Origin of the sequence: Jannaschia sp. GRR-S6-38 (genome assembly GCF_029853695.1) — a bacterium.
Lineage (GTDB): Bacteria > Pseudomonadota > Alphaproteobacteria > Rhodobacterales > Rhodobacteraceae > Jannaschia > Jannaschia ovalis.
Genome location: NZ_CP122537.1, coordinates 347,594 through 369,002, shown reverse-complemented (window position 1 = coordinate 369,002; position 21,409 = coordinate 347,594). Strand labels below are relative to the sequence as shown.

Genomic DNA, 21,409 nt, shown 5'->3' with positions numbered 1-21,409 from the left:
GGCGCGATGCTGACCCAGCTACTCTTCGGCGGGGGGCTGATCCTCGTCACCGCGTTCTTCACCGCCCCGGGCTGGTGGGCGCTGGAGGTGATGCTCCTGCGCCTGCGGCCCTGGATCGCCCGTCCGCCACACGGTCCGAAGCTGACGGTCTCGCTCGGGCTCGCGATGCTGATGTCGATCCTGATGCTGACGGTCGCCGTCTGGATCTGGGCGCTCGCGTTCTGGGGCCTGGGCGTCTTCATCACGATGGAGACCTCGGTCTATTTCTCGCTCGTCGTGTTCACGACGTTGGGCTTCGGCGACGTGCTGATGCCGCCGGAATGGCGGCTGCTGGGCGGCCTGGCGGCGGCGAACGGGCTTTTGATCTTCGGCCTGCTGACCGCGATGCTGGTCGAGACCCTGCGCCAGAGCCGCCTGCACCAGCGCGACGCCCCGCCGAAGGGCGGCGGCCTGTCCTGACCGCGTGCACCCGGTCCCCGTGCTCCAAGGCTATCGGGGCTCCGGGGCCGTGCCCCCGTGGGTCCGAAGCCGGCCCTAGTGCCGCGTCGGGGGCGTCTCCAACTCCGCATGGCGGCGAGCGATCTCCGCGGCGCTCAGCCGCGCGATCTCGCGCCCGTCCGTGTCGGAGAGGACGCTGGCCTCCGCGAGGAACGTCGCCACCAGGAACGCCCCGCCGCGCAGCGTGACGCTGGCCACGATCCGGCCGTCGGGCAGGTCGGTCCGGCCCGGCAGCGGGACGATGGCGCTGACATCCTCGGCCTGCACGCCCTTCGCCTCGGCGATCAGGAAGGCCACGGTCGCGCCGAGCTTCCGCTCGCCGGCCAAATCCGTGCGCATGGCGATGTCCTTGGCGCTGCAATAGGCGCCCGCCTTGGCGGCGGCGCGAAGATCCTCGTCGTCGAACGCGGGCTTGCTGGGCAAGTCCGGCGCCACGATGACCAGACCGTTCAGCGCGATCCCCTCCAGCCGAAGCTGCGCCCCGGCGGGCCCCGTCAGGATGCCCCAGAGCACGGTCTCCCGGCCCAGCGCGGTGACGAAGCGGCCCGGCATGACCCGGTCGAAGATCGCGTTCTGCTTCATCGCGGCCCAGGCGAACCCCAGGATGTCCCCGCTCTCGCTCAGCCCCTGAAGCCGTAGGGCCTGCCGGTCCTGGAAGCGCCGCTCGCGCCTGCGGTCGCGCTTCAGGAAGGCGGCCATGCGGCGGTCATAGGCGCGCGCGGGCACGATCTGCACGCGCGGGCGCAGCCAGGCATTCATCTTGGCGTGGTAGACGTCGTTGGCCGCGAAGAAGCGGCTGTCCAGCGCCTCGCAGAGCGTCGTATCCGCATTCTCACCCGCGGCCTCCAGCTCCGCCAGGCAGGCGGCCAGCGGCTCCAGCCCCGCGGCCCGCAGCCCCGTCAGCGCATGGGCGATCGTCAGCGGATCCATCCGCGAATTGTGGCGGAACTGCGCGTGGCCGCCGTTGCAGACCTGCGCGTAATAATAATCGGCATTGTAGGCCTGCGGCGCCACTTCGTCGATTTCGCCCGCGGCATAGAAGCCCCGGTCGCGCGCGGCGTTGGTCCAGTCGACCACCGCGCCGATCAGCGCGTAGGGCTGGGCGTCGGGCCCCAGGACGGCGTCGGGGACGATGACGCGCTTCCGGCGCGCGCCCGGGAAAATGTAATGGAACATGAAGCGTCTCTCGAATGCGGTCGGGTCGGGGCGCGTAAGGGCGCGCGCCTCAAGCCATGGCATCCGAATCGGACGACAATCGGGCAGCGCCGCGGACCCGTCGCGGCCGCCCGCGCTCAGAGCAGCCAGACCGCCGCGAGCCCGAGGAAGGCGAAGAAGCCCACCACGTCGGTCACCGTCGTAACGAAGGCGCCCGAGGCCAGCGCCGGGTCGATCCCGGCCTTCTGCAGCACGACCGGGATGCCGACGCCGGCCAGTCCCGCGACCACCAGGTTGATCACCATCGCCACCGCGATCACCAGGCCCAGCATCGGCGTGCCAAACCAGACCACGCCGACGATGCCCATGATCACCGCGAAGGCCAGGCCGTTGATCCCGCCCGCCACGACCTCGCGCCGGATGACGCGCCAGACATTCGCGCCGGTCAGGTCGCGCGTGGCCAGCGCGCGCACCGCCACGGTCAGCGACTGGGTGCCGGCATTGCCGCCCATCGAGGCCACGATCGGCATCAGCACGGCCAGCGCGACGACCTCGGCGATGACGTTCTCGAATTGCGAGATCACCATCGAGGCCAGGATCGCCGTCACCAGGTTGACCGCGAGCCACGGGAAACGGCGCCGGACCACGTCGAAGGTGCGGTTCGAGATCGCCTCCTCGCTGTCGACGCCGGCGAGGCGCAGGATGTCCTCGCCCGCTTCCTCGTCGAGGATCCGGATCGCGTCGTCGATGGTGATCACGCCCAGCAGCCGATCGTTGTGATCGACCACCGGGGCCGAGATCAGGTGATACTGGTTGAAGGCATAGGCGACCTCGGCCTCGGGCTCGGTCACCTCGAAGGTGCGGAAGCTCTCCTCCTCGATCTCCGAGAGCGGCGTCTCGCGCGGGCTCGACAGGATCTTGCCCAGCGTCACGTGTCCGACGGGCCGCATCCGCGGGTCGGTCAGGATGACGTGGTAGAACTGCTCGGGCAGGCTCTCGGCGTGGCGCATGTGGTCGATGGCCTGGCCGACCGTCCAGAAGGACGGCACCATCACCACCTCGCGCTGCATCAGGCGGCCGGCGGAATATTCGGGGTAGGTCAGCGCCTGCTCGACCGCAGCGCGGTCGATCTCATCCAGCGCGCCCAGGATCGCGTCGGCCTGGTCGGTGTCCTCCAGGTTCTCGATCAGGTCGACCACGTCGTCGGTGTCGAGCTCGCGCACCGCCTCGGCCACGTCCTCGGCCGGCAGCGCGTCGAGGATCTCCTCGCGCAGGCTCTCCTCCAGCTCCGACAGGATCTCGCCGTCGACATGGCCCGACCACAGCTCCAGGAGTGTGGCGCGCTCGGCCTCGGTGATCTGTTCCAGAAGGTCGGCGATGTCGGCGCCGTGCATCGGCTCCAGCAGATCGTCGAGCTGGGTCCGGTCGCGGGCCTCGATGGCCTCGCGGATGGCGCGCAATCGCGGTTCGTCCAGCTCGACCTCGTCCTCGTAGGGGGGGTCCTGCGTGTCGGCTGGGTCTGCCATGGCGGCCTCCGGGGCTAGCGTCGCCGGACGGATAGCGCGGGGCGATCCAGAGGGGTAGCGGCGATTTCGCGCGCGCGGTAGGGCGGGGCATGACGACGCTCATCCGCGGCCAGGTGCTGGCCTTCCATGCCGATCCCTTCGCCGTGCCGGCGCCCGACGCGGCCCGCCACGACGCCGCCGGGGCCGTCGCGGTCGCCCACGGACGGATCGCCGGCCACGGCCCGATCGACGCGATGCGCGCGCGCTTTCCGCAAGCGGTCGAGATCGACCACGGCGACGCGCTGATCCTGCCGGGCTTCGTCGACGCCCATGCGCATTACCCGCAAACGGCGATGATCGCCTCCTGGGGCAAGCGGCTGATCGACTGGCTGAACGACTACACCTTCCCCGAGGAGGCGCGCTTCGCCGATCCCGGATACGCCGCGACGATCGCCGCGCGCTATCTGGACCTGCTGCTGGCCAATGGCACGACCAGCGTCGCCAGCTTTTGCACGATCCACCCGGGCAGCGTCGACGCATTCTTCGAGGCGGCGGCGTCCCGCGACATGGCGGTCTGGGCGGGCAAGACCTGCATGGATCGCAACGCGCCGGATAACCTGCGCGACGATGCGCAGAGCGCCCATGACGACAGCGCGCAGCTTCTCGCGCGCTGGCACGGGCAGGGCCGCGCCGAATACGTCATCACGCCGCGCTTCTCGCCCACCTCGACACCCGAGCAGCTCGAGGCGCTGGGCGCGCTATGGGCCGCGAACCCGTCCTGCTTGATGCAGACCCATCTGAGCGAGCAGACCGACGAGGTCGCCTGGGTAAAGACGCTCTTCCCCGAGGCGCGCGATTATCTCGACACCTACGAGTCGCATGGCCTGCTGGGCGAACGCGGCCTCTACGGTCACGCCATCCACCTGGAGCCGCGTGAGATCGACCGGCTGGGCGAGGTCGGGGCCGCCGTCGTGCATTGCCCGACCTCGAACAGCTTCATCGGCTCGGGGCTCTTCGACATGGGCCTCGCCGCGCGGATGCGGGTGGGCTTGGCGACGGATACGGGGGGCGGGTCCAGCTTCTCGATGCTTCGGACGATGGCCGCCGCCTACGAGATCGGGCAGCTGCGCGGCTTGGCGCTGCATCCCGCGCAGCTTCTGTGGCTCGCGACGGAAGGCTCGGCCCGCGCGCTGCACGCGGCGGACCGGATCGGCACGCTTTCCGAAGGCAGCGCGGCGGATCTGGTGGTCCTCGATCTCGGGGCGACGCCCGCCATCGCGCAGCGCAGCGCGCGGGCGGCGGATATCTGGGAGGCGGTGTTCCCGACGATCATGATGGGCGACGACCGGGCCGTCGCGCAGGTCTATGTCGCCGGGCGGGCCGTGCGGCCCGAATAGGTCCGGGCCGCGCGCGGGCGGCCCGGCGAAGAAATCAGCTCGTGGCCTCGGCGACGCAGGTCCCCGACTCGTGGTCGAACACGCTGCCCGGAGCGCAGGACATCGTCGCCTGACGGTCCTTCATCCAGTTGCAGCCTTGCGCCAAGGCCAGGCCCGGCGCGCCCGTCAGGACGGCGGCCACGAGAAGGGTCTTCATCGTCTTCATTGTCGTCTCCCGGTTGGACTTGGGTGACGCAAGAGTAGCGCGCGGGGCGCCGGGCGCAAAATCGCGAAATGTCGCAGACATTCGGACCGGCCTGACCTTCGGCCCATTCTTGACGAAGAATTGACCTTCTGCGGCAATAGCTGCCCGCATAAGGAGCATGCGGACCATTGGCGATCTACGACTACTACGGGTATGACGACGACCAAGTGACGTTCCCGGGCGGCACGGCGTCCGTGGGCGAGACGATCACCTTCACCGCGCCTTCCGACCACCTGATCTCGATCTCGGACAACGACACCCAGCTGCAGGACGGCACCGACGACCGCGACGACGAGGATGGCGACCAGATCGCCACGATCTATGACGAGTTCGGCAATGTCGAAACCTCCGGCCAGGTCCAGCCGCGCGAGGAAATCGCGCTGAGCGACGGCACCAACACCGTCTACATGACGCGGATCTTCATCGCCTCGTCCAACAGCTACTACTACATCTTCCAGGAACCCGCGCCCGACCTGAACACGACCTACACGGTCACCAGCGTCACCAGCCCCAACAGCACCAACTACAGCGAATTCTCGTCCACCGGTGTGGCCTGCTTCGTGGCGGGCACGCTGATTGCGACGCCGGCCGGCCCGCGTCCGGTCGAGACGCTGCGGCCCGGCGATCCGGTCTCGACGCTCGACCGGGGGCGCAGGCGTTGGTCTGGACCGGGGGGCGCGACATCGCGGCGGCCGAGATCCGGCAGGCGCCGCGGCTCGCACCGTTCCGGATCGAGCCCGGGACCTTCGGGCCGGGCCGTCCGGACTGCGCGCTGCTCCTGTCGCGCCAGCATCGCGTGCTGCTCGGCGGCGCGGGCGCCGACGGGGCCCTCGCGGCGATCCACGCGCTGGCCGGTCTGCCGGGCGTCCGGCAGGCGCGGCCTCTGGTCGGCCTGCGATACGTCCACCTGCTGACCGATGCGCATGACATCGTCATCGCCAACGGGATGCATGCCGAGACGATGCTGCGCACCGACCGGTCCGAGCGGCTTCTGGCCGGCATGGACCGCTCCAACGTGCCGCCCGGCGCGACCCGGCCCTGCCGCCCGATCCTTCACAACCGGCAGGCGCGGGCCCTGGCCGCCCGGCGCGACGGGCCGCTTTGGCCCCGGCCGTCTTCGCCGGTACCATGACGCGGGCCGGAAAATCCGTCCCCGCGACGCGAAGGATCAGTCGCCGAAGACCCGCGCGAAGATCGTGTCGACATGCTTGGTGTGGTAGCCGAGGTCGAATTTCTCGGCGATCTCCGCCTCCGACAGCGCGGCCCGAACATCCGTGTCGGCCAGCAGCTCCTCTTGGAAATCGGCGCCCTGCTCCCAGACCTTCATCGCGTTGCGCTGCACGAGCCTATAGGCATCCTCGCGGCTGACGCCCGCCTGCGTCAGCGCCAGCAGCACCCGCTGCGACATGACGAGGCCGCGGAACTTGTTCATGTTCGCGAGCATGTTCTCGGGATAGACGACCAGCTTGTCGATCACGCCGGTCAGGCGCGCCAGCGCGAAGTCCAGCGTCACCGTCGCATCCGGGCCGATCATCCGCTCGACCGAACTGTGCGAGATGTCGCGCTCGTGCCAGAGCGCCACGTTCTCCAGCGCCGGCACTACCGCCGAGCGCACCAGCCGCGCGAGCCCGGTCAGGTTCTCGGTCAGCACCGGGTTGCGCTTGTGCGGCATGGCCGAGGAGCCCTTCTGCCCCGCGCTGAAGAATTCCTCCGCCTCGAGGACTTCGGTGCGCTGCATGTGCCGGATTTCGGTCGCGACGTTCTCGACCGAGCTGGCCACGACGCCCAGCGCGGCGAAGAAGGCCGCGTGGCGGTCGCGCGGGATGACCTGCGTGCTGATCGGCTCGGGCAGAAGGCCCAGCTTCTCGCAGACATGCGCCTCCACGCGCGGATCGATATTGGCGAAGGTCCCCACCGCACCCGAGATGGCGCCCGTCGCCACCTCGGCGCGCGCGGTCTTCAGCCGGCGCAGGTTGCGGTCCATTTCGGCGTAGAAGCGCGCGAAGGTCAGGCCCATCGTCGTGGGCTCGGCATGGATGCCGTGGCTGCGCCCGATGCGGACGGTATCCTTGTGCTCCAGCGCGCGCCGCTTCAGCGCGGCCAGAAGCCCTTCCATGTCGGCGATCAGGATGTCGGCGGCGCGGGTGAGCTGGACGTTGAAGGTCGTGTCGAGCACGTCCGAGCTGGTCATGCCCTGATGCACGAAGCGCGCGGCGTCGGCGCCCACGATCTCGGACAGGTGGGTCAGGAAGGCGATGACGTCGTGCTTGGTGACGGCCTCGATCTCGTCGATGCGCGCCACGTCGAACTCGGCATCCTTCGCCTTCCAGACGGCCTCGGCATTCGCGCGGGGGATGACGCCCAGATCCGCCATCGCGTCGCAGGCATGGGCCTCGATCTCGAACCAGATGCGGAACTTCTGCTCGGGCGACCAGATGGCCACCATCTCGGGACGGGAATATCGAGGGATCATGCGCGGGCCTTTCGGGTCGGGTCGCGCGCGTTCTAGGGTGGCGCGCGACCGAAGGAAAGGAAGTCCCGTGACGGAACTGGACCGACCCGAACCGCCCGCCAAGGGCACGCGCAACGCGGTGGCGCATACCTGGGGGGCGCTGGGCTATTCGCTCGCCGGCGGGCGCGTCCTGGCCGCGCAACGCGCGGCGCGGCTGCAACTGGCGATGTTCGTCGCGACCGCGCTGGCCTTCGCGCTGGTGGGCGTGCGGCCCGCGCAATGGGCGGTGGCGGTCGCGCTGTTCCTGAACTCGCTCCTGGTCGAGGCGCTGAACACGGCGATCGAGCTGATCGTCGATCGCGTCTCGCCCGAGATCAGCAATTTCGCCAAGCAGGCGAAGGACCTGGGCAGTTTCGCGGTGTTCTGCGCCGTGCTGGTCTTCGGCGGGCATGCCGTCTGGGTCGTGGGCGCGGCGCTGCTCGCGCGATGATTGCGGGGCTGGCGGGCCGCTGGCGGGTCAACCGCGTGATCCGCCACGCCGACGGCGCGACCGTGCGGTTCGCGGGCGCGGCCGAGTGGCGGCCGGAGGGGGCCTGGCTGCGCGGCGTGGAGACGGGCGAGATACGGCAGGGCGGTCAGGTCTTCGCCGCGCGGCGCGAAACGCTCTGGCGAGAGGGGCCCGACGGGATCGAGGTGGCCTTCGGCGACGGCCGGCCATTCCACGTCATCGGCCCCGACGGGCGCGCGCATCACGATTGCGCTCCCGATACGTACCTTCTGCGCTACGATCTGTCGGCCTGGCCGCGCTGGTCGGTGCGCTGGCGGGTCACGGGGCCACGCAAGGATTACCGCGCGCTCACGCGCTACCGGCGGGATGTCTAGGGGGACGCTTCAGCCCGTCGGGCAGGCATCGCCCGTATCGCGCCAGATCGTGACGTTGAGCGACATGTCGCAAAGCGCCATGAACGCGCGCCCGTCGACCTGGAGGCACATCTGCGTCCCGACCTCGTGCAGGTTGCCGTTGGTGTCGCGGCACTGGCACGGAATGGCCGAGGTCGTGGCCTGCGCGGTCGTGACAAGGCAGAGAGCGGCAGCGGCGGCGAATGAGATCAGGCGCATGTCGGATACCTCCCGTGGGTCGAGCGTATCACGCGCGCGCCCCTTGACCAAATGAGGAAGACCGCCCATGCCCCGGGGCCATGATCCCCGCCGATCGCCTTGCCCAGATCCTCGACCGTTTCGAGTACCTCGAAGCGCGTCTGAACGCGGGGCCCGACGCCTCCGAGATCGCCACGCTGACGCGCGAATACAGCGATCTGCGCCCCGTGGCCGAGCAGGTGCGTGGTTGGCAGGCGCTGGAGCGCGAGCTGGCCGAGACCCGCGCGATGCTGGAAGACCCCGAGATGGCCGAACTGGCCCGCGCCGAGCTGCCGGCGCTGGAGGCGCGGCGCGCGGCCGCGGAAGCCGCGCTGCAGATCGCGCTCCTGCCGAAGGACGCGGCCGACGCCCGCCCGGCCATCCTAGAGATCCGGCCCGGTACGGGTGGCGAGGAAGCGGCGCTCTTCGCCGCCGATCTGGAGGCGATGTATCGCCGCTATGCCGAAGCCCGCGGCTGGCGGATGGAGACGGTCGAGCGGCAGGAGAGCGACCTGGGCGGCGTCAAGGAACTCGTCGCGCGGATCGAGGGCGAGAACGTCTTCGCCCGGCTCAAGTTCGAAAGCGGCGTCCACCGCGTCCAGCGCGTGCCCGCGACCGAGAGCGGCGGGCGCATCCACACCTCGGCGGCGACCGTTGCGGTGCTGCCCGAGGCGCAGGCCGTCGATATCGACATTCCCGCGAGCGAGATCCGCATCGACACGATGCGCGCCAGCGGGGCCGGGGGGCAGCACGTCAACACGACGGATTCGGCGGTCCGCATTACCCATCTGCCGACCGGGATCGTCGTGACTTCCTCCGAGAAATCCCAGCATCGGAACCGCGAGATCGCGATGGAGGTGCTGCGCGCCCGGCTCTACGAGGCGAGCCGCGCCGCCGCCGATGCCGAGCGCAGCGCCGATCGCCGCGCCCAGGTCGGGTCGGGCGACCGCTCCGAGCGGATCCGGACCTACAATTTCCCGCAGGGCCGGATGACCGATCACCGCATCAACCTGACGCTCTACAAGCTGGACGCGGTGCTGGCGGGCGACCTCGACGAGGTGATCGATGCGCTGATCGCCGACCGCCAGGCGACGCTTCTGGCCGAGATGGAGGCGTGAGCCGCCGCGATGCGCTGGCCCGCGCACGCGCCGCTCTGGAGGCGGCGGGCGTGCCGGGCGCGGCGCGCGACGCCGAGATCCTGATGCGCGCGGTGGCGGGCCCCGTCGAGGCGCCGGATGCGGCCGCGCTGGCGCGGTTCGAGGCGTTGGTCGCGCGCCGCGCCGCGCGCGAGCCGGTGTCGCACCTGACGGGGCGGCGCGCTTTCTGGCGGCACGAGTTCGAGGTCACGCCCGACGTGCTCGACCCGCGCCCGGAGACCGAAACGCTGGTCGCCGCGGCGCTGGCGGCGCCCTTCGCCCGCCTGCTCGACCTCGGCACCGGCTCGGGCTGCATCCTCTGTTCGCTGCTGGCGGAACGGCCCGAGGCCACGGGGCTCGGCACCGACGTCTCGGACGCAGCGCTCGCGGTCGCGCGCCGGAACGCCGCCGCCACGGGGGTCGCGGCGCGTGCGGAATTCTCGCGGGCCGACTGGCTGGACGGGGTCGAGGGCCCGTTCGACCTGATCGTCTCCAATCCGCCCTATATCGCCGAGGACGAGATGGCGGCGCTTTTGCCCGAAGTCCTGCGCGAGCCGCGCGGCGCGCTGACCCCGGGCGGCGACGGGCTCGACGCCTATCGCGTGATCGCGCGGGACGCGCCCGCGCGGCTGGCCCCGGGCGGGCGGCTGATGGTCGAGATCGGGCCGACGCAGGGGGACGCGGTCGCCGCGCTGTTTCGCGATGCCGGCCTCGCCGGGATCGCGATCCGCCCCGACCTGGATGGTCGCGACCGGGTCGTGCAGGCGGAAAAACCCCGATGACGGGTGCGAAACCCCACGAATCCGCTTGTAACCTGTGTTCGGCGCACCCATAAGACATCCAGCACGACGGCGGATGCGACCTCTTCGCTCCCGGTGCCTGCCCGAGCAATCCCGGACCGTTCGACCCGCAACGCGGGCACGGTCCACGGCAACGATCAGCGGAAACCCTCACGCATGAGAAGCAGCAAGTCCCGTTCGCGGAGCAAGAACCGGAACAACCGTCCGCAGGGCGGCAACATCGTCAATCGCGTCTTCGACAGCTCCGGCCCCGAGGGGAAGGTGCGCGGCACCCCTCAGCAGATCATCGACAAGTACAACCAGCTCGCGCGGGACGCGCAGCTGTCGGGCGACCGCGTTGCGGTCGAGAATTTCCAGCAGCATTCCGAGCATTACACCCGTATGCTCGCCGCCGCGCAGAAGGAGATCGACGCCCGCCAGCAGCAGCACCAGCAAAGCCAGCAGGGCGGCGGCCAGCAAGGCGGGCAGCAAGGCGGCCAGCAGGGCGGCGGTCAGCAGCAGGGCGGCGGCGACCAAGGCGGCCAGCAGGCCGGCTCGCAGGGTCAGCAGGGCGGCGGCCAGCAGGGCGACGGCCAGGACGGCCAGGGCCGCGGGCGCCGCGGCGGAAGCCGGCGCAAGGATCGCGGCGAGCACTCTGATCGCTCCGAGGGCCATCGCGACGAGAGCCGCGACCAGTCTCGCGAGGATCGGCCGCGCGACGACCAGCCGCGCGACGATCGGTCGAGCGATCGACCGGCCGAGGCGCAGGACGGCGCGTCCCATGTCGTCGACACGCCCGAGGATATGCCCAAGCCCAAGCGGCGCCCCCGCAAGAAGGCGCCCGCCCCCGAGGCCGAAGGCAGCAATCCCAGCCCGTCCAGCGAAGACGCCTGAGCGCCGCCGCGGCGCTCAGCCCAGCGCGCGGGCCAGCGCGCACCACCCTTCGAGCGGCACCTGCTCGGCCCGCATCGTCGGCTCGAGCCCCGCATCGCGCAGCGTGCCTTCGATATCGGGGGCGAGCCCCTTCAGCGCGGCCCGCAGCATCTTGCGACGCTGGTTGAACCCCTTCGCCACGACCCGTTCCAGCACCGCCGGCGGCGCGGGGAAGCGCGGCGCGGGCAGGGCGGTCAGATGCACCACGGCCGAGGACACCTTGGGCGGCGGAGAGAAGGCCTCCGGCGGCAAGGACAGCGCGATCCGCGCGTCGCAGCGCCATTGCGACAGGATCGCGAGGCGGCCATAGGCCTTGCCACCCGGCTGCGCCACGATCCGCTCCGCGACCTCGCGCTGGAACATCAGCGTCAGGCTCTCCCACCGGGGCGGCCAGTCGGGCGGGGTCAGCCAGCGGATCAGCAGTTCGGTGCCGACATTATAGGGCAGGTTGGAGATCACCCGCCACGGCGCCTCCAGATAGGCGCCGGGATCGATCTCGAGCGCATCCGCGCTCACCACCTCCAGCCGCCCGGGATAGTGCGCGGCGATCTGCGCGAGCGCGGGCAGGCAGCGCGCGTCCTTTTCCACGGCCAGCACCTCTTCCGCGCCCTCGGCCAGAAGCGCCCGGGTCAGCCCGCCGGGCCCCGGCCCGACTTCGAGCACGCGCGCGCCCTCCAGCGAGCCGCCGACGCGGGCGATCCGGGCCGTCAGGTTCAGATCCAGGAGGAAGTTCTGCCCGAGCGATTTCTTCGCCCGCAGGTCATGGGCGGCGATCACGTCGCGCAGAGGGGGCAGGTCGTCGATCTGGGCCATGGACCCGCCAATAGCCCGGCGGATGGCCGGCTGCGAGGCCGGGATTGGAGTATTTCGGGACCCGTGATGATCCGGGAGCGGTCAGCCCCGTCCGTCGCGCCGTCCGGCCATGTCCCAGGCCATCCGAAGGGCCGCGACCATCGAGGTCGGATCGGCCCGGCCCGTGCCCGCGATGTCGAAGGCGGTGCCGTGATCGGGCGAGGTGCGGATGAAGGGCAGGCCCAGCGTGACGTTCACGCCGCCCGCGAAATCGACCGTCTTGATCGGGATCAGCGCCTGGTCGTGATACATCGCGACCGCCGCGTCGTAATGCGCCCGCGCGCCGGCATGGAACATCGTGTCGGCGGGCAGGGGGCCGAAACAGCCCAGCTCGGGAGCGAGACGCGCGACGAGATCGGCGATCCAGTCGACCTCCTGCCGGCCCATCGTCCCGCCTTCGCCGGCATGCGGGTTTAGCCCCGCAACCGCGATGCGCGGCGCGGCGATGCCGAAATCGCGGCGCAGGCCGGCATGGGTGATGCGCAGGGTGGCCTCCAGCCCCGCTTGCGTCAGCGCGGCGGGCACCTCCTCCAGCGCGATATGGATTGTGGCGGGGACGACGCGCAGCTCGGGGCAGGCCAGCATCATCACCACCTGCTCGACCCCGCCCAGCGCGGCCAGGTATTCGGTATGGCCCGGATAGGCGAAATCGGCCCCGTCCTTCAGCGCCTTCTTGTGGATCGGCGCAGTGCACATGGCCGAGGCCGTCCCGCCCTGCGCCAGCGCGACGGCCCGCGCGATGGCCGAGATCACGCCCGCCGCCTGCGCGCCGTCGGGCCGGCCGGGGCGCGCCGGGCCGGGGATGTCGTGGGGCAGGATGCAGAGCGCGTCCGTGCCCGCCGCCGCGGGGTCGTCGATCACGCGGGTGGCGACGCCGAAGCCCTCGAAATGCGCCGGGTTGCCGATGACGAAGAACGGCACCTCGGGGGCGACGGCGCGGGCCTTGGCGACGACCTCGGGGCCGATCCCCGCGGGCTCGCCGCAGGTGACGGCGAGCGGCGCGCGTTCAACTGCGTTCAATGATGGCCTCGGCGCGCAGCTCCGACAGGTAGCTTTCGGCATAGCCCTGAAGCCGCTGGTTCAGGATCTGCTGACCGGCCGCATCGAAGGCGCCTTCGGCGGGCTCGGCAACGCGGCCGCACATCATGATCAGCCGCAGGTTGCCCGTGGGCGAAACGAGGGTCGAGATCTCGCCCTCGTCCAGCACCGCAAGCGTCTGGCGCAGATCGTCGGGCAGCTCGGCCGTGGGCCGCGTCTCGCGGATCAGCCGCTCGGGCGGCTGGCCCCGCGCCACGCCGTAGAGATCGTCGCAGGTGTCCACGCGGTTCGCGACGCGCCCCGCCTGGCTCCGCGCCTCGGCCGAGTTGCCGCCTGGGATCAGGTATTCGGCGTAATCGACGGAAAGCGCGGCCGCCGGTCCGCCGCCCGTCTCGTCGAGGCCGCGCAGCAGGAACAGACCGATGAAGGAGCCGAGATTGACCGGCTCGGAGACCTCGCCCGGGGCGAGCGTCAGCACGCGCGCCGCGATTGGCGGGGCCAGTTGCGACAGGGGCACCCAGTCGACGCGCCCGCCCCGGCGCGCCGAGGCGGCCCGGCTGTAGCGGCGCGCCGCGGCCTCGAAGGCGGCCTGGCCTGAAATCGTCTCGGACAGGCGCAGCGCCAGGGCCGAGACCTCGTCCTGGGTCTCGGGCGCGAGCGGCAACGCGATCTCGGACAGCAGAACGCGGACCTGCGGACCCGCGCCGCGGGCCAGCGTGCGCTCGACCTCCTCGGGGGTGGGGCGCGATTGCGGGCCGAAGCGCTGCTGGACGAAATTGCGCCACAGGATGCCGTTCTGCACGAAGTCGCGGAACGTCTCGCCCGCGACGCCGGCCTGTTCCAGCGCGGCGATGAACTCGTCGGGCGTCAGGTTGGCGCGCGAGGCGAAGGACGTGAGCCCGGAGTCGAGCTCCTCGGCGGTGACCTCGATTCCGGCGCCGCGCGCCGCCTGGACCTGAAGCGTCTCGTCGATCAGCCGGTCGAGCGCGGCGTCGGGCGTGGCGTTGGGTGCGCGCAGGAGCGACAGGAACAGCGCGCGCTGATCGACCTGGTAGCGGGTGATGCCCTGGCCGTTGACCGAGGCCAGCACCGCGAAGGGGTTCTGCTGCGCCGTCGCGGGCAGCGCCGTCAGAAGCGCCGCCATCGCGAGGAAGATCGCGCCCAGGAATCGTGTCATGCTCTCGCCCCTCATATTCCGCAGCGCCGGCGTCGGTCGCGCCGGTCCTCCGCCCCGAACCCGGCCAGCTCGATCCCAAGCCCGAAGCGGGTCGAGGGCTCCAGCGTGGTGTTCGAGGTGAAGCGTCGCTCCACATCGAAGGCCACGGTGACGCAGTCGGACCTGTAGGTCAGGCCCAGCCCCGCGCGGCTGGCGTCGTTCGTGACGAAGTCATATCGCCAGTTCACCCGTCCCGTCCAGTCGCCCCCGAGGTCCCGGGACGCGTCGAGCGCCCATTCCGAGGTCTCGATCGGGCGGCCCGCGGCCACGTCGCTTTCGAGAAAGGTGTAGCGGGTCTCGAGCATGTGGCGCGGCCCGTTCCAGCGCAGGATCGTCTCGGATCGGGCGAAGTCGAACTGGTCGTCGAAGAGCGCCCGCTGCAGCACCGAGAACCGGTCCTGGTAGCTGGCCTGCGCCGAGACGAGCCAGTCCGAGCTTCGACCGTCCAGTCCGGTGCCGGGGCGGAACTGGCCCAGGTCGTCGTCGCGGATCACGCGCCCGACGGTGCCGCCGAGGTTCCAGCCCGAGGGGTCGAAGCGCGTGTAGGAGATGCCGAGATTGATCCGGTTGCCCAGCTCGCGCGTGTCGCGGCCGGCGAAGCGCTGGGGCGAGAACAGGTTCCCCTCGTCGAATTCTGGGGTCAGGCTGTCTTCGTTCGGCGTGCGGGCGCGATTGTCGGGGACGAAGAGCACCTGCGCCACCGGCTCGATCAGGTGGCGGACGCCGCCCGCGCCGCCGCGCGCCATCGGAAAGCGCAGCTCGAGCCCGCCATAGGGCACCGCGCGCGCGAAGGTCGTGTCCTCGAAGCTGGGATCCTCGCGCACGTCGTAGGCGTCGAGATGCAGCCCGGCGATCGCGGTCATCACGAGGCCGCCGCCCGTCACATGCGTGCGGCGCCAGTCATACGCCGCCGAGAGGCGGGTGACGTCGCGCGCGGCGTTGTCGGGGCCGCCCGGGGGGATCGCATTCGCCGTCCGTTCGCGCGCATGGGCCTGCAGTGTCCAGATCGATTGACCGCCGAGGAAGGCACGCGGCACGCGGCGCTGGCGTTCGACGGTGACGACTCGGGTGGGCAGGAAATCGTCATTCTCGCCCGCGCGCAGGCTGTTGAAATAGATCGCCTCCGCCAGAACCCGGTCGTCGCGATCGATCCGCGTCACCGCGATGCGGCTGTCCAGCCGGTCTTTTTCCGAGATGCCGTAATTCACGAGGTAGGCATCGTCCGACACCGCCTCGACGTCGAATTCCAGCCGGTAGTCGCGTGGCAGGAAGAAGACGCCCTCGGCGAAGAGATAGCCGCGATCGTCGCCCGGCTGCAGGTCGTCGCGCGACCAGGCGCCGTTCGCCTCGATGCGGCCGTTGTCGAAGGCCTGGCGATAGCGGAAGCCCAGGCTGCGCGTATCGGTATTCGTCACGTAGGGCAGAAGCGTCAGGTCCCGCGACGGGCCCAGGGGGATGAAGTAGGGGATCGTGACGCCCGTTCCCAGCAGGTCGTCGGAGGAAAACCGCGGCGCCAGCACGCCGCGGGCGCGGTCCAGCGTCGGATCGGGCAGGCGCAGCACCGGAAGCCAGGCGACGGGCACGCCCAACACCTCGAAGCGCGCGTCCTCGAAATAGAGCTGCCGTTCCTCGGTGTCGTGGACGATCCGTCGGGCCCGGATCTGCCAGAGCGGGACGGGGTTCTCCGGGCAGACCTCACAGGAGGAGGCGACCGCTTGGTAGAGCTGCGTGTAGCGGCCCTCGGTCCCCGTCGCGATCTCGGTCGCGGCGATCTGCAACTGGCGGTCCAGCACCAGCCGCGCGCCTTGCAGCACTGAGTTCCGCAGATCCGCCGATAGCGAGGCGAAATCCGCGAAGAGGATGCGATCGGGCCCGTCGATCAGGGTGATGGGTCCCTCGGCGACGATCCGGTCCTCGCGGCGCAGATAGGTGATGCGCGTGGCGCGCAGGATCGCGCCCTCGGCGAAGATCTCGACCGCGCCCGAGGCGACCAGCGTCTCGGCGTCGAAATCGATGCGGTCGGCGACCAGCGTCGCGGGCCCGGATTGCGCGGCGGCCGCGAGGGGCAGCCACAGGCAGGCGATCAGGGCGAGGACCAGGCGCATCACCCGTCTTCCAGCCGCAGGATCACGCCCAACGCCAGCAGGATCGCGGCAAGCGGCGGCGCCCAGACCGCCAGCATGACGGGGAGCTGGCCGTTTTCGCCCAGCACCTGCGCGAAGTTGCGCAGGAAGAAGACGCCGAAGCCCAGAAGCAGCGCCGACAGCACCATCAGCCCCGAGCCGCCAGCCCGGACATGGCGCATGGTGAAGGCCGCGCCGATCATCACCATTGCCGCCAGCATGAGCGGGTTCGCAAGCTCGGTCTGGAACCAGACGCGATGCGTCCGACCCGAGAAACCCGCCGCGTCGAGCTGCTGGATGAAGCCCGGAAGCTGGAAGATCGGGATGGAGGAGGGCACGCCGAAGCTGTCGCGGATGCCCTCGCGCGTGAGCGAGGACGGGATCGACGCGAAGGGCACCGATTGCGCGTCGCGCTCGGGGTTGTCGGATTGCGCGAGCGGCCAGCGCTTGGCGTCCTGCAGCAGCCATTGCGCGTCGGCCAGCTCGGCGCGCGCGGCGTCGATCCGCTCGGTCGGGCTGCCGGAGCCGTCGAAGGAGATGAAGGTCGCCTCGAAGAGGACCGTGCCGTCGAGCGACGACCGCGCCGCGCGGATCACGGTCTGTCCCTGCGCGTCGCCCTGGCGCAGCCAGACGCCCTCCTCGCTGACCGACAGGACCGAGCTGAGCCCGGTCCGGAAGGCCGCGATCTCGCGCTCGTAGGCGGCCTGGGTGGCGGCGACGATCGGGTTCACGACGATCAGCGCCGCGACGCCCAGCAGGACCGCCGCCGCGACCGGCGCCAGCAGCGCGCGCAGGGCCGAGCGCCCCGCCGCGCGGATCACCACCAGTTCGGACGACCGAGCCAGCGCGAGGAACAGCGCCAGCGTCGACAGGATCACGATCAGCGGCAGGATCTGGTAGAGCGCCGCCGGCAGGTTCAGAAGCGCGAGCCGCAAGCCGTCGCCGAAGCCCGCATCCTGCCCGTCGAGACGGCGGAGTTGCTCCATCAGGTCGATGGGCAGCAGAAGGCCGGTGAAAACCAGCGTCACGATCAGGACCAGCCAGATGAAGCGTCGCGCGATATAGAGCGGCAGGATCATGCGGGCGCGCCCATGATCCGCGGCCCGCGCGTGTCCCGCCAGAGCAACAAAACCGCCAGCGACCAGGTCAGAACCGCCGGGGCATAGACCAGCGGCCAGAGGTCGGCATCCTGGCGCACGGAGTTCTCGGCGACGTTGCCCAGCATCTCGAGGAGGACCGAGGCCATGACCGCGGCGAGGATCTGCCGCCAGAGCCCGAGCCGCGAATAGCCGCCCAGCATCAGGAACCCCAGCGCCATCAGCGGCAGCGCCGCGGCGAAGAGCGGATCGGCGAAGCGGACATGCCCCTCGTAGCGCAGCTTGGCCACGTCGGCGCCGGTGGCCGCCTGCGCCACCGCATCCGCCCGCAGCAAAGCCCCGGTCGGCAGCTCGCGCGGATCGGCCCGCCGCTCGCCGCGGCCGCCCGCGAGCCCCTCGAGATCGTAGGCGAAATCCTCGAAGGTCGTGGTCACGAGGCTGCGCGTCGGCACCTGCAGCGTCTGCGCCATCCCGTCGAACATCACGAGGCGCGTGCCGCCTTCCGCACGCACCAGGATCGCCCGCTCGGCGGTGTAGGAGGTGCGCGTGTCCGGGCGGCGCCGGTCCTGCAGGAAGAGGCCCAGAAGCTCGCCCGCCTCGGTGATCTCGCGGACATAGACGGTGACGCCCGCGCCGGGGTGCAGGAACTCCCCCTCCGTCAGAAAGCGCGCGGTGATGTCCTGGCCCAGCTCCTCGCCGCGCTCGGCCAGCGCGACGCGCGACAGGGGCACCAGAAAGTGGCCGAGCACCGACAGCATCACGGCCACCACCAGACCGAAGGCCAGCGCCGGGCGCGCCAGACGCCAGGGGCCCAGGCCCGTGGTCTGCGCGACGACCATCTCGCTATCGCTGGTCAACCGGTTGATCCCGTAAAGCGTCGCCACCAGCGCCGAGACCGGGAGCACCGCCTGGATCACGCCCGGGAGCGCCAGCGCGGTGAATTCGAGGAAGATCACGACCGAGGAACCGCCGGCGATCAGCCGGTCGAACAGCCCGATCGCGCGGTTCACCCAATAGACGGAGACCAGCACCAGGCTGAAGAAGCCGAAATAGGCCAGCAGTTGCCCCGCGAGGTATCTGTCGAACGTTCCCACTCCGTCCCCCGGGCGGCCCATTGCGCCCTGTCTAGCCGGATGGGCCGGGGCGTCAAAGCCCCGATCTGACCGCGCGGCTGGAACTGGCCCCGGCCGGGCGCTAGGGTCCGCGCGAGACGCCATTCCCATCCGAACCGGAGCCCTTCATGACCCGACCCGCCGACGTGACCTTCACCGCCACCGATCTCGACGCGCTGAGCGGGGCCGAGGGGGTGATCGCCTGTTTCGTGCCCGAGGGCGGCACCCTCTCGCCCGAGGCGCGGCGGCTCAACCGGCTGTCGAAGGGCGCGGTCAAGCGCGCCGTCGAATCGCCGGCCTTCGAAAAGCTGAAGCCCGGCGAGGTGATGGAGCTGGCCTTCCCGAACGGGCTCGCGGCCAGCTGCGTCGCGATCGTCCGGCTAGATCGCCGGCCCGGAATGATGAAGGCGATGACGGCGGGCGCGGCGCTGGCCAAGCTGCGCGGCGCGCGTCCGCTGACGGTGCTGGCAGGCAGCCAGCGGCTGCTGTCGGACATCGTCCTGGGGGCGGTGCTGCGCGGCTACGATTTCGCCGATCACAAGACCGGCGACGACAAGCCCGAGACCGCCGCGATCTCGGTGATGGTCAAGGATCCCGACGCGGCCGGGGCCGATTTCGCCGATGCCCGCGCCGCCGCCGAAGGCGTGTTCCTGACGCGCGATCTGGTCAACGAGCCTGCCAACGTGCTGACCACGACCGAATTCGCCGCCCGGCTGGAAAAGCTGCGCGCACTCGGCGTCGAGGTCGAGGTGCTGGAGGAGGCCGATCTCGAAAGGCTCGGGATGCGGACGCTCCTGGCCGTGGGCCACGGCTCGGAAAGCCCGTCCAAGGTGGTGGTCATGCAATGGAAGGGCGGTGGCGACGAGAAGCCCTTCGCGCTGATCGGCAAGGGCGTCGTCTTCGACACCGGCGGCATTTCGATCAAGCCGGCCGCGGGCATGGAAGACATGACGATGGACATGGGCGGCGCGGGCACCGTCGCGGGCGCCATGCACACGCTGGCCGCGCGGAAGGCGAAGGCCAATGTCGTGGCCATCGTTGGCCTCGTCGAGAACATGCCCGACGGCCGCGCGCAGCGGCCCGGCGACGTGGTGCGCTCTATGAAGGGCGACACGGTCGAGGTCATCAACACCGATGCCGAGGGTCGTCTCGTGCTGTGCGACATCATGTGGTACGCGCAGGACCGGTTCGAGCCCACCGGCATGATCGACCTCGCCACGCTGACCGGCGCCATCATCATCGGTCTGGGCCACGAGAATGCGGGCGTCTTTGCGAATGACGACGCGCTCTGCGACGCCTTCCTGAAGGCCGCGAAGGACACGGGCGAGGGCGCCTGGCGCCTGCCGTTGGGCGAAGCCTACGACAAGCAGCTCAAGTCCCGCGTGGCGGACATGAAGAACGTGGGCGGCCGGCCCGCCGGGTCGATCACGGCGGCCCAGTTCCTGCAGCGCTTCGTCAAGGACGGAACGCCCTGGATCCATCTCGACATCGCGGGCGTGGCCTCGGTCTCGTCGGGCACGGCCCTGTCGCCCGCGGGCGCGACCGGCTGGGGCGTGCGCGCGCTGGACCGGCTGATCCGGGACCGGTTCGAAGCCAAGGATGGGTGAGGTCTATTTCTACCACCTGACGCGCCGCGCGGTGCCCGAGGTCCTGGCGCCGCTCCTGGAGCGCAGTCTCAAGCAGGGCTGGCGCGTCGCGGTGCGGGGCGGCGACCCGGAACGGCTGGACTGGCTCGACCAGAAGCTGTGGCAGGGCCCGAATGACGGCTTCCTGCCGCATGGGCTTGCCGGTGGCGAACACGATGCGCGGCAGCCGATCCTCCTGACGACCGGGGCGGCGGCGAACGAGCCCGACTGCGTGATGGCCGTCGACGGTGCCACGGTCGCGGCCGAGGAGGTGGGTCCGCTCGCACGGGTCTGCATTCTGTTCGACGGCAACGACGACGCCGCCGTCGCGGAAGCACGCGCGCAATGGAGCGCGCTGACCGGGGCCGGGATCGGCGCGCGTTACTGGTCTGAGGAGTCGGGTAAGTGGGAAGAGAAGGCATCGAAGAACGTCTGACGCGGGAGCGACGCGGCGACGGCGAACGCGGAAGACGTTCCCGTAGTGAATTCAGCGGCTTCCGGGCCGTTCTTCAGCGCACCAGCCGCAGCCGTTCGTCCTCGATCTCGATCCGGCCGAACGCGCCGAGATAGGACATGCCCAGCAGGCTCTGGCCCATCTCGCCGGCATTGACGACGGCGCGGACGTCGCGGTCGACGAAGGCACCGAGGCCGACCGTCTCCAGCCGTATCTCGGCCGTCTCGACGGGGCCGTTCGCGGTCATGGCGCGGCCGAAATAGCGCAGGCTGTCCACGTCGATGCCCGCCCGGGCCGCATCCTCCTGGGTCAGGACGAGATCCGTCGCGCCGGTGTCGATGACGAAGCGGATCGGCGCGCCGTTCACCTCCATCGTCAGGTAGTAATGGCCGTTTCGCGCGCGCGGCACGTCGATCATCACCGACTCGCCGTCCACCGCCATGCTCTGGCGTGGCACCAGCGTGCGCTCGATATCGTCCCAGATGCCGTAGACCAGCACCACGCCGATGAAGATGAACCCCCAGATCGCCGCCTGTTGCAGCGTCTGTCCCAGCCGCCCGCGATTGGCCGCGAGATAGCCGATCGCGATCACAACCCCGAAGAGGCCGAGATAGATCGCATATGCCGCCTGATCCGCGCTCATCGCCCTGACATAA

General features: G+C 70.5%; 22 protein-coding genes and 1 pseudogene. 11 read left to right on the top strand and 12 right to left on the bottom strand.

Features of this window, described 5'->3' with window-relative positions; all coding sequences use genetic code 11:
* The first annotated feature begins 6 nt into the window (after positions 1 to 6).
* On the top strand, positions 7 to 459 hold the full coding sequence (locus tag P8627_RS01820) for an ion channel (protein ID WP_279965785.1): 453 nt from the start codon (positions 7 to 9) through the stop codon (positions 457 to 459).
* A 75-nt stretch (positions 460 to 534) separates the two neighbouring features.
* Here the strand turns inward: P8627_RS01820 and P8627_RS01815 are convergent, their stop codons facing one another.
* Both P8627_RS01815 and mgtE read right to left on the bottom strand, forming a co-directional pair.
* Positions 535 to 1,674 carry a DMP19 family protein gene (locus P8627_RS01815; protein WP_279965784.1) on the bottom strand — a complete coding sequence of 380 codons (1,140 nt, stop codon included), beginning with the start codon at positions 1,672 to 1,674 and terminating at the stop codon, positions 535 to 537.
* A 116-nt stretch (positions 1,675 to 1,790) separates the two neighbouring features.
* Entirely contained in the window at positions 1,791 to 3,179 is a 1,389-nt protein-coding gene (gene mgtE, locus P8627_RS01810) for a magnesium transporter (RefSeq protein WP_279965782.1), read from the bottom strand.
* Positions 3,180 to 3,268: 89 nt separating this feature from the next.
* On the opposite strand from mgtE, the gene guaD reads away from it, so the two are divergent.
* Complete coding sequence (guaD, locus tag P8627_RS01805; RefSeq protein WP_279965781.1) at positions 3,269 to 4,555, top strand: guanine deaminase; 1,287 nt, start codon at positions 3,269 to 3,271, stop codon at positions 4,553 to 4,555.
* 34 nt (positions 4,556 to 4,589) lie between these two features.
* Here the strand turns inward: guaD and P8627_RS01800 are convergent, their stop codons facing one another.
* Positions 4,590 to 4,760 carry a hypothetical protein gene (locus P8627_RS01800; RefSeq protein ID WP_279965780.1) on the bottom strand — a complete coding sequence of 57 codons (171 nt, stop codon included), beginning with the start codon at positions 4,758 to 4,760 and terminating at the stop codon, positions 4,590 to 4,592.
* 446 nt (positions 4,761 to 5,206) lie between these two features.
* On the opposite strand from P8627_RS01800, the pseudogene P8627_RS17050 reads away from it, so the two are divergent.
* Together P8627_RS17050 and P8627_RS01790 are read left to right on the top strand one after the other, a co-directional pair.
* A pseudogene (locus P8627_RS17050) lies at positions 5,207 to 5,712 on the top strand (Hint domain-containing protein); the annotation flags it as partial.
* Positions 5,713 to 5,745: 33 nt separating this feature from the next.
* Positions 5,746 to 5,931, top strand: a complete 186-nt coding sequence (locus tag P8627_RS01790) for a hypothetical protein (protein ID WP_279965778.1) — start codon at positions 5,746 to 5,748, stop codon at positions 5,929 to 5,931.
* Positions 5,932 to 5,967: 36 nt separating this feature from the next.
* On the opposite strand, the gene purB is transcribed toward P8627_RS01790, so the two are convergent.
* On the bottom strand, positions 5,968 to 7,272 hold the full coding sequence (gene purB, locus P8627_RS01785) for an adenylosuccinate lyase (protein WP_279965777.1): 1,305 nt from the start codon (positions 7,270 to 7,272) through the stop codon (positions 5,968 to 5,970).
* A 67-nt stretch (positions 7,273 to 7,339) separates the two neighbouring features.
* Between purB and P8627_RS01780 the strand changes: the two genes are divergently transcribed.
* Together P8627_RS01780 and P8627_RS01775 are read left to right on the top strand one after the other, a co-directional pair.
* Positions 7,340 to 7,741 carry a diacylglycerol kinase gene (locus P8627_RS01780; RefSeq protein WP_279965776.1) on the top strand — a complete coding sequence of 134 codons (402 nt, stop codon included), beginning with the start codon at positions 7,340 to 7,342 and terminating at the stop codon, positions 7,739 to 7,741.
* A gap of 35 nt (positions 7,742 to 7,776) precedes the next feature.
* Positions 7,777 to 8,133 carry a DUF6314 family protein gene (locus tag P8627_RS01775; RefSeq protein WP_279965775.1) on the top strand — a complete coding sequence of 119 codons (357 nt, stop codon included), beginning with the start codon at positions 7,777 to 7,779 and terminating at the stop codon, positions 8,131 to 8,133.
* 9 nt (positions 8,134 to 8,142) lie between these two features.
* Here P8627_RS01775 and P8627_RS01770 read toward each other — a convergent pair whose 3' ends face one another.
* Positions 8,143 to 8,370: a hypothetical protein gene (locus P8627_RS01770; protein ID WP_279965774.1), complete on the bottom strand. Its 228-nt coding sequence runs from the start codon at positions 8,368 to 8,370 to the stop codon at positions 8,143 to 8,145.
* 80 nt (positions 8,371 to 8,450) lie between these two features.
* On the opposite strand from P8627_RS01770, the gene prfA reads away from it, so the two are divergent.
* The 3 genes from prfA (at position 8,451) to P8627_RS01755 (ending at position 11,197) form a co-directional block, all read left to right on the top strand.
* The gene (prfA, locus tag P8627_RS01765) at positions 8,451 to 9,506 is read left to right on the top strand and encodes a peptide chain release factor 1 (protein ID WP_279965773.1); all 1,056 of its coding nucleotides are present in this window, start codon (positions 8,451 to 8,453) and stop codon (positions 9,504 to 9,506) included.
* On the top strand, positions 9,503 to 10,306 hold the full coding sequence (gene prmC / locus P8627_RS01760) for a peptide chain release factor N(5)-glutamine methyltransferase (protein WP_279965772.1): 804 nt from the start codon (positions 9,503 to 9,505) through the stop codon (positions 10,304 to 10,306). Before prfA ends, prmC begins: the two co-directional genes overlap by 4 nt.
* Positions 10,307 to 10,480: 174 nt before the next feature.
* Positions 10,481 to 11,197, top strand: coding sequence for a DUF4167 domain-containing protein (locus tag P8627_RS01755; RefSeq protein ID WP_279965771.1), 717 nt, complete (start codon positions 10,481 to 10,483; stop codon positions 11,195 to 11,197).
* Positions 11,198 to 11,212: 15 nt separating this feature from the next.
* On the opposite strand, the gene rsmA is transcribed toward P8627_RS01755, so the two are convergent.
* From rsmA to lptF, 6 genes are all read right to left on the bottom strand, one after another.
* Entirely contained in the window at positions 11,213 to 12,049 is an 837-nt protein-coding gene (gene rsmA / locus P8627_RS01750; RefSeq protein ID WP_279965769.1) for a 16S rRNA (adenine(1518)-N(6)/adenine(1519)-N(6))-dimethyltransferase RsmA, read from the bottom strand.
* An 81-nt stretch (positions 12,050 to 12,130) separates the two neighbouring features.
* Complete coding sequence (gene pdxA, locus P8627_RS01745; RefSeq protein WP_279965768.1) at positions 12,131 to 13,108, bottom strand: 4-hydroxythreonine-4-phosphate dehydrogenase PdxA; 978 nt, start codon at positions 13,106 to 13,108, stop codon at positions 12,131 to 12,133.
* Complete coding sequence (locus tag P8627_RS01740; RefSeq protein WP_279965766.1) at positions 13,095 to 14,303, bottom strand: peptidylprolyl isomerase; 1,209 nt, start codon at positions 14,301 to 14,303, stop codon at positions 13,095 to 13,097. Before P8627_RS01740 ends, pdxA begins: the two co-directional genes overlap by 14 nt.
* Before the next feature lie 11 nt (positions 14,304 to 14,314).
* Positions 14,315 to 16,447, bottom strand: a complete 2,133-nt coding sequence (locus P8627_RS01735; RefSeq protein ID WP_279965764.1) for an LPS-assembly protein LptD — start codon at positions 16,445 to 16,447, stop codon at positions 14,315 to 14,317.
* On the bottom strand, positions 16,447 to 17,544 hold the full coding sequence (gene lptG / locus P8627_RS01730) for an LPS export ABC transporter permease LptG (RefSeq protein WP_279965763.1): 1,098 nt from the start codon (positions 17,542 to 17,544) through the stop codon (positions 16,447 to 16,449). The genes P8627_RS01735 and lptG overlap by 1 nt, the downstream gene beginning before the upstream one ends.
* Positions 17,541 to 18,656 carry an LPS export ABC transporter permease LptF gene (gene lptF / locus P8627_RS01725; RefSeq protein ID WP_279965762.1) on the bottom strand — a complete coding sequence of 372 codons (1,116 nt, stop codon included), beginning with the start codon at positions 18,654 to 18,656 and terminating at the stop codon, positions 17,541 to 17,543. Before lptF ends, lptG begins: the two co-directional genes overlap by 4 nt.
* Positions 18,657 to 18,802: 146 nt before the next feature.
* Between lptF and P8627_RS01720 the strand changes: the two genes are divergently transcribed.
* Positions 18,803 to 20,281, top strand: a complete 1,479-nt coding sequence (locus tag P8627_RS01720) for a leucyl aminopeptidase (protein ID WP_279965761.1) — start codon at positions 18,803 to 18,805, stop codon at positions 20,279 to 20,281.
* On the top strand, positions 20,274 to 20,735 hold the full coding sequence (locus P8627_RS01715) for a DNA polymerase III subunit chi (RefSeq protein ID WP_279965760.1): 462 nt from the start codon (positions 20,274 to 20,276) through the stop codon (positions 20,733 to 20,735). The genes P8627_RS01720 and P8627_RS01715 overlap by 8 nt, the downstream gene beginning before the upstream one ends.
* A 73-nt stretch (positions 20,736 to 20,808) precedes the next feature.
* Here the strand turns inward: P8627_RS01715 and P8627_RS01710 are convergent, their stop codons facing one another.
* Positions 20,809 to 21,396, bottom strand: a complete 588-nt coding sequence (locus tag P8627_RS01710; RefSeq protein WP_279965759.1) for a retropepsin-like aspartic protease family protein — start codon at positions 21,394 to 21,396, stop codon at positions 20,809 to 20,811.
* Positions 21,397 to 21,409: the final 13 nt, after the last annotated feature.